This window comes from Streptococcus parasanguinis (genome assembly GCF_016648925.1).
Lineage (GTDB): Bacteria > Bacillota > Bacilli > Lactobacillales > Streptococcaceae > Streptococcus.
Window position 1 is genome coordinate 1 of the sequence record NZ_JACLQX010000038.1, and the last position, 7,096, is coordinate 7,096.

General features: G+C 40.3%; 4 protein-coding genes. 2 read left to right on the forward strand and 2 right to left on the reverse strand.

Annotation, left to right across the window (positions count from 1 at the left end):
• Positions 1–2,063 (reverse strand): Spy0128 family protein (locus tag H7T97_RS09990; RefSeq protein ID WP_155199370.1); only part of this gene is annotated, 2,063 nt, incomplete at its 3' end.
• Positions 2,064–2,341: 278 nt separating this feature from the next.
• On the opposite strand from H7T97_RS09990, the gene H7T97_RS09995 reads away from it, so the two are divergent.
• Together H7T97_RS09995 and galU are read left to right on the forward strand one after the other, a co-directional pair.
• Complete coding sequence (locus H7T97_RS09995) at positions 2,342–3,358, forward strand: NAD(P)H-dependent glycerol-3-phosphate dehydrogenase (RefSeq protein ID WP_037608137.1); 1,017 nt, start codon at positions 2,342–2,344, stop codon at positions 3,356–3,358.
• A 45-nt stretch (positions 3,359–3,403) separates the two neighbouring features.
• A complete protein-coding gene (gene galU / locus H7T97_RS10000) occupies positions 3,404–4,312 on the forward strand; it encodes a UTP--glucose-1-phosphate uridylyltransferase GalU (RefSeq protein WP_201090173.1) in 909 nt (302 codons plus the stop codon).
• A gap of 63 nt (positions 4,313–4,375) precedes the next feature.
• Here the strand turns inward: galU and H7T97_RS10005 are convergent, their stop codons facing one another.
• Positions 4,376–6,787, reverse strand: a complete 2,412-nt coding sequence (locus tag H7T97_RS10005; RefSeq protein WP_201090174.1) for a C69 family dipeptidase — start codon at positions 6,785–6,787, stop codon at positions 4,376–4,378.
• Between the last annotated feature and the right edge of the window lie 309 nt (positions 6,788–7,096).

The following is a 7,096-nucleotide window of genomic DNA, read 5'->3' on the forward strand; positions in this document are numbered from 1 at the left end:
ATTGGTGCAAATGTTACTTTTCCGTTTTTGTTTGTAACAGTTTGAAGCTTGTTAGCACCCTCGTACAATTCAAAGCTGAATTCACCGTCTTTTAGATCACGACCTGTCAACTCTTTTGTCAACTCAATTGTTGCAGTTGTTGCGTTTGGTGTGAAGGCATTGGTAAATATTTTGCTTTCTGGATAGACGACTTCTGCCTGCAAGGCATCTCCATCACGAGTGACTTTAACAGTCACTTGTTTTTCAGATGCATCGTAAGCAATCGTAGCATTATCCCCTTTGACCTCTTTCACAGTATAAGTATGTTCACCTTCTGCTGTGTAAGAAATAGCATCAAAGGTTACTTTGCCAGATTTGTTGGTAACAGTTTGAAGTTTGTTTGTACCTTCGTACAATTCAAAACTAAACTCACCGTCTACCAAGTCACGGCCTGTCAACTCTTTTGTCAACTCAATTGTTGCATTTGCCGCCTTTGGTGTGAAGGCATTGGTAAATATTTTGCTTTCTGGATAGACGACTTCTGCCTTCAAAGCTCCTCCATCACGAATGACTTTAACAGTCACTTGTTTTTCAGAAGCATCGTAAGCAATAGTGGCATTGTCGCCCTTCACTTCCTTCACAGTGTATGTGTGTTCACCTTCTTCAGTGTACTCAATCGGTGCAAATGTAATTTTCCCGTTTTGGTTAGTAGTTGTTTGAAGTTTGTTTGAACCTTCGTACAATTCAAAGCTAAACTCGCCGTCTACCAAGTCACGACCTGTAAGAACTTTATCCAGCTCAATAACAGCTTGGGTTTTGGCCGGCTTCTCTTTCTTGTTTACAATGGTTTTGCTAACAGGTTTCGTTGGTGTCGTAAATTCACTAGCTTCAACAATTGTATCTTCTGCCAAGTCATACCCTTTCGGAGCTTGAATTTCTTTGATGATGTATTTATCTCTCAAGAGTTCTTTAAGGCTAAATTCACCTTTAGCATCTGATTCAAACTCACCTAATACTTGGCCAGTTGCTTGACGGATAACTTGGAATTTCGCACCTTTCAGCGGTTCATTACTTTCGTCAACTTTATGAACTTGAATGCCGAAGGCATAACCAACACCTTCACCACCCGCGATTTGGATATTTACTTTACTATTTGAATCGTATGGTTTTTTATTATCACCTACGATAGTCGCCTTATTTTTGATCACCTCACGGTCAACCGCATCATAGTTAACAACTGCTTCATATTCAACTGCAAAGTGATCGTTAGCAGAAATGTTCCCTAGATTAATCGTAAATGTAGTATCTGTTGCATTTACAGTGTATTGAGAGGTGACATCTGTTTTGTTTTTAAGTTGCCATGTTCCAGTGCTGTAATCCCAAGTACCTTTGTAGATCTTAAAGCTACCAGCCTTGTAGGTTACACCTGGTGATTCCATAGAATCTGAAAGAACTGCATTGCTGATTGCCTCGTTGGTCCTATTTACAGAAATACGAAAACCTAGGCTCTTGTGATCTCCATTATCCCAACCAGATTTGATAATAGTATACCGTTTACCTTCTCCGACAGTCCCACTTTTTACTGTACCATCGAATTTCACTTTGTTATTAACAGAGACCTTAACTGGCGCATTACCATCATTTGGAAACTTATCTTTATTAACACCAGCATAGAAGAAGAACGAACCTGAAATATCATTTTTCTCTTCAACAAACTTTGTGAATGTCAAGACAATTTTACCAGTAGTTGCATCAACCTTTGCGTTAGCGATCAATTTACCAGTAATGGAGTCATTAATTTCAAAATCCTGCGATTTGATGTCAATTGGAGAAGCAATAACTACTTCCGTCGTATCTCCTGCTTTAACGTTTTTTCCTTCCAAAGCAAACTTTGCATTAAGACGGAAAGTATCGTATCTTCCAAGCGGAGCTGTTAAATCCCCGCCATCATTGTTTTGAACTTTTACATTTGTGATGACATCCACTTTTTTTGACGTTTCTGCATTTACAATTTTAGAAAAAAGCGTAAAGCATACCATCAATAATGAAAGCATCATCAATAGATATATAGCCAATTTTTTCATTTTATCTCCCCTTATATTCATAATAATAGGCAAAAAATATTATATCACAAATTAGTAGTAATACAAGTAAAAGGTGGCATTTTTTTATTTAGCATCTTGTCAAAATGAAATGTCCTCACAAAACAATTGATGATCATACAAGTTTTTTTACCTATATTATGTTAAAATAGAGAGGAAAATAGAATCGTCCTTCAAGGCACACATTCGGCCGTTTCGAAGGTGCAAGCGCTAGATTTCCTAGCCTTGTTGAAAAAATAGACATAGAAATGGAAGATACAATGGAAAAACAAACCGTTGCAGTATTGGGTCCTGGTTCATGGGGAACAGCCCTTTCACAAGTCCTCAATGATAACGGCCATGAAGTCCGTCTCTGGGGAAATATCCAAGAACAAATCGATGAAATCAATACCGCTCATACCAATCAACGCTATTTCAAAGACATCGTTATTAGCGATCAAATTACCGCTACGACCGATCTGAAAGCAGCTTTGGACGGCGTGGATGCTATCCTTTTTGTCGTTCCTACCAAGGTGACCCGCTTGGTCGCTAAACAAGTCGCTGAAACACTGGATCACCCTGTCACAGTCATGCACGCTTCTAAAGGGCTAGAACCTGGTACACACGATCGGATTTCTCAAATCCTTGAAGAAGAAATTCCTGCTTCTCTTCGCAGTGAAGTAGTGGTCGTTTCTGGACCAAGTCATGCAGAGGAGACCATTGTACGGGACATCACCCTCATTACAGCAGCCTCAAAAGATTTAGAAGCTGCACGCTATGTTCAAGAACTCTTTAGCAATCACTACTTCCGCCTCTATACCAATACAGATGTCATCGGAGTGGAAACTGCTGGAGCCTTGAAAAATATCATCGCGGTCGGAGCTGGAGCCCTGCACGGTCTTGGTTATGGGGACAATGCCAAAGCAGCTATCATCACGCGCGGTCTCGCTGAAATCACGCGCCTTGGCGTTAAGCTCGGAGCTAGCCCATTGACTTATAGCGGTTTATCTGGGGTCGGTGACTTGATCGTTACTGGTACTTCTGTCCACTCCCGCAACTGGCGAGCTGGGGATGCTCTCGGACGTGGCGAAAAATTGGAAGATATCGAAGCCAACATGGGTATGATCATTGAAGGGATCTCTACGACCAAAGTCGCCCACGAACTGGCCCAAGAATTGGATGTCTACATGCCGATTACACAAGCCATTTACCAAGTCATTTATGAAGGAAAAGATATTCGCGAAGCCATCCACCACATGATGAGCAATGAATTTAAAGAAGAAAATGAGTGGAAATAAGTCAACCACCCTAACATCAATCCTACCTTTTAGAAAGGAAACTATATGACTAAAGTTAGAAAAGCAGTCATTCCTGCGGCTGGTTTGGGGACACGCTTCCTCCCAGCTACCAAAGCTTTGGCAAAGGAAATGTTGCCAATCGTTGACAAACCTACGATCCAATTTATCGTAGAAGAGGCTCTGAAATCTGGGATTGAGGAAATCCTTGTCGTAACAGGGAAGGCTAAACGTTCGATCGAAGACCATTTCGATTCTAACTTCGAATTGGAATACAACCTCGAGCAAAAAGGCAAGACTGACTTACTCAAGTTGGTCAATGATACAACAGCGATCAATCTTCATTTCATCCGCCAAAGTCACCCTCGAGGTTTAGGGGACGCTGTTCTTCAGGCAAAGGCATTTGTTGGAAATGAGCCTTTTGTCGTTATGTTGGGAGATGATCTCATGGACATCACTAATGATGATGCCTTGCCATTGACCAAACAATTGATGAACGACTACGATGAAACCCATGCGTCCACTATCGCTGTGATGGAAGTCCCTCACGAAGAGGTTTCTTCTTACGGTGTGATCGCACCTCAAGGCGAAGGCATTAACGGTCTTTATAGCGTTGAAACTTTTGTCGAAAAACCAAACCCAGAGGACGCTCCAAGTGATCTCGCTATTATCGGACGCTACCTCTTGACTCCTGAAATCTTTGATATTCTTGCAAATCAAGAACCAGGCGCTGGCAATGAAATTCAATTGACAGATGCGATCGACACCCTCAATAAAACCCAACGAGTCTTTGCCCGTGAATTTAAAGGCCAACGCTACGATGTAGGTGATAAATTCGGCTTCATGAAAACTTCGATCGACTATGCCTTGAAACACCCTCAAGTCAAAGATGATCTCAAACAATATATTATCGACCTTGGAAAAAAATTAGAAGCATCTGAACAAACTGTAGACTAAAAAAGAAGGAAGAGAGATTTCATTCTCACTTCCTTTTTTGTTGTATCTTATAAACTGTATCGTTTAATGGGTTCTACGTTTTTCGATGTAGTAGCCAAATCCAAAAACTGTCAAAAGAACTCCGCCTACCATGGTCGCAATGGAAATACTTTGACCGGTTGATGGTAATTTTTTCTCACCTTTCTTCTCTTCAATTTTTGCTGCAGATTTATAAACTACACCATAAGTTGAGAAATGAGAGGTTGTAAATGTTACGGCTGACTTATCTTCATTTAGTTGGAATTGGAAGGATTCCAATTGACCATTTTCACCGATACCATAAACTGCTTCTACTTCTTTTTGCCCATTGACTGGAATGGTCACAACAGTTGGACTAATTTGATGTATAGGATTATTTTGGTTCGATAATTGAATATTATATGCCTTGTAATCTTTACCAGCTAGTTCTTTGACATCTTTTAAAACTTCAACAAGGAGACTATAGCCGCCTTGAGCAAAATCAGGGTTTTGCAAGACGATACCTGTTGCTTGGTCTACTAAAATATATGAATTTGTTGGTAAAACTGGACGACCAACGGTACTAACACTGTTACTATTTGTAGGAACAATAGTAGTTGAACTATTTGGTTTTGTTTCTTCCTTGCTTGGCTCCGTACTTGACTCAGTACTTGGTGTCGTTTCTTCCTTGCTTGGTTCTGTACTTACTTCGGTGCTTGGTTTTGTTTCTTCCTTGCTTGGTTCTGTACTTGATTCGGTGCTTGGTGTCGTTTCTTCCTTGCTTGGTTCTGTACTTGACTCTGTGCTTGGCTTCGTTTCTTCCTTGCTTGGTTCTGTACTTGACTCTGTGCTTGGCTTTGTTTCTTCCTTGCTTGGCTCGGTACTTGATTCTGTTGGATCCTTGTAGTCATCTGGTAAAGATGCACGGTATGGATCATCTGTACGACCTGCTTCTTTAAGAGTTGCAGATAATTCAGACTCATATTGCTTGAATTGTTTGAAGAGACGTTCAGACCGAGCTAAAGCATCCTCAGTCACTTTATCTTCAACTGCTTTTGCTGCAGCTTCATCCGCTTTCAAGGCTGCATATTTGCTATCACTAACCTTCTGTTCAATGATCAATTGTTCTTCGAGAGCTTTCCAGTGATTTTGAATCGATTTTCCAAAGAGGTCTTGATTATTGATGGCCATCTGGTCAATATGCCATACTGTCCAATACCATGAATTCGGATCATAGGTAGCAGTTTGAGGTTTGAAAGCTTTATAGGTATCTTTTACATTTCCATAGAATGGAACATAAGGAGTATTCCGTGAAGGTCCCATTCCGAGCCATACAGTTCCACCAAATGATTTTGGAAGGTTTGGATTGATTTGGTAGACATGGGCATCGATGACGTTTTCGTTCCCTAAAGCATACTTGTATTGGTCTTTCCGAACAGTATCGTTGCTACCATTATCCCCTTGTTTCTTGACACCAATTTGATCATCTGGAACAAAACGACCATTTAAGTGTTCAAAACGGTTGCGTTGCAATGCAAAAGCATCTTCCAAAGTAAATTTCTTGTTTGGATCTGTTGGTGAGCGGAAGAGTTCATATTCATCATCTTCATAAGTCACTTTTGAGTTTGGATCCAAAAGAGTGATTCCTGCGTAAGTACGTGAACGGTCTCCTTCAGCATATTTTTCTGGTCCATAAGATTTAGCAATATGGAAGTTCCCATCTTTGTCTGTCTTGTAGTTACCAGATTCTTTAGCTACCTTTTCGACATCTTTCGAAGCGATCACGTTTTCCTTATCATTCAAATCCACATGACCAAGGTAGTAGGTATTTGCAAAGACTGCATATTTGTCCTCTGGGACTTTTACCGCTACATATTGGTGTCCAGAAAGAATTTCCATATACCAAGTTTCATTTTGGTCTGCAAAAACGACAACATTCCCTTCTGCCGATCCTTTTTCTTCAATGACTTTAGCTAGGAATTCAACCCCTTCACGAGCAGACTTAACGCGTGGTAACACTACGTCCAACATAGCAGCTTCTGGAATTCCGTTTTCTGTCAACGGGTCAGTCTTCAAGACTTTTTTGTTTGGAATTGCTGTAACAGTTGAGGTCATAGAAACACCGGCTTCGTTAAATCCGTGTTCACCAAAAGCACCGTTACTACCATCTCCACGAGCAGAGTCATAAGTCGCTGTGTATTTCATTTCACTAGCAGCATGTGGATAGGTAAAACCATTGGATTCGTCTTCCAGTTGATCCCCTTCCTTATAATTCTTCGCATCAACAACCACATAATTCTTGTTGTGCTTGCCACCATTTGGATAGTAAGGGTAATCTTCTGTCCGACCAAAGAGAGTAGTCCCATCCTTGGTCAATTGCCGACCAATGATAAAGCCACAACAAGCTTGAACGGCTTGAACTGGTAGGAGCAAAAATGTCATTGCTACCAATGAAAGTTTAAATAACCATTTTTTCATGGCAAATCTCCTTTTCGAATACTCCTTTTAGTAAAAAAGGATAGCATTCCCGATTTTTTATACCTCCAGTTTACATCTTTTCATTTATTTTTGCAAACGCTTACCAGACTTGTTTTTATTCTATTTTTTTCTAAATAATCTTTCTATCAACTCATTTCTATGTAAATTATATATATTTATTGAGATTTCAAACAATTTTCTGTTAGTTTACGATTGCACTACATTTTTTAGGAAAAAAAGAGAGTGGGACAGAAATCGGTAATTCGTTAGAATTCGATTTCGTCGTCCCACCTCCGCACAGTTGAGTAG

Bases quoted from the DNA above. Each gene is read 5' to 3' on its own strand.
- H7T97_RS10005 (WP_201090174.1), bottom strand. From the start codon at position 6,787: ATGAAAAAATGGTTATTTAAACTTTCATTGGTAGCAATGACATTTTTG.
- H7T97_RS09995 (WP_037608137.1), top strand. From the start codon at position 2,342: ATGGAAAAACAAACCGTTGCAGTATTGGGTCCTGGTTCATGGGGAACA.
- galU (WP_201090173.1), top strand. From the start codon at position 3,404: ATGACTAAAGTTAGAAAAGCAGTCATTCCTGCGGCTGGTTTGGGGACA.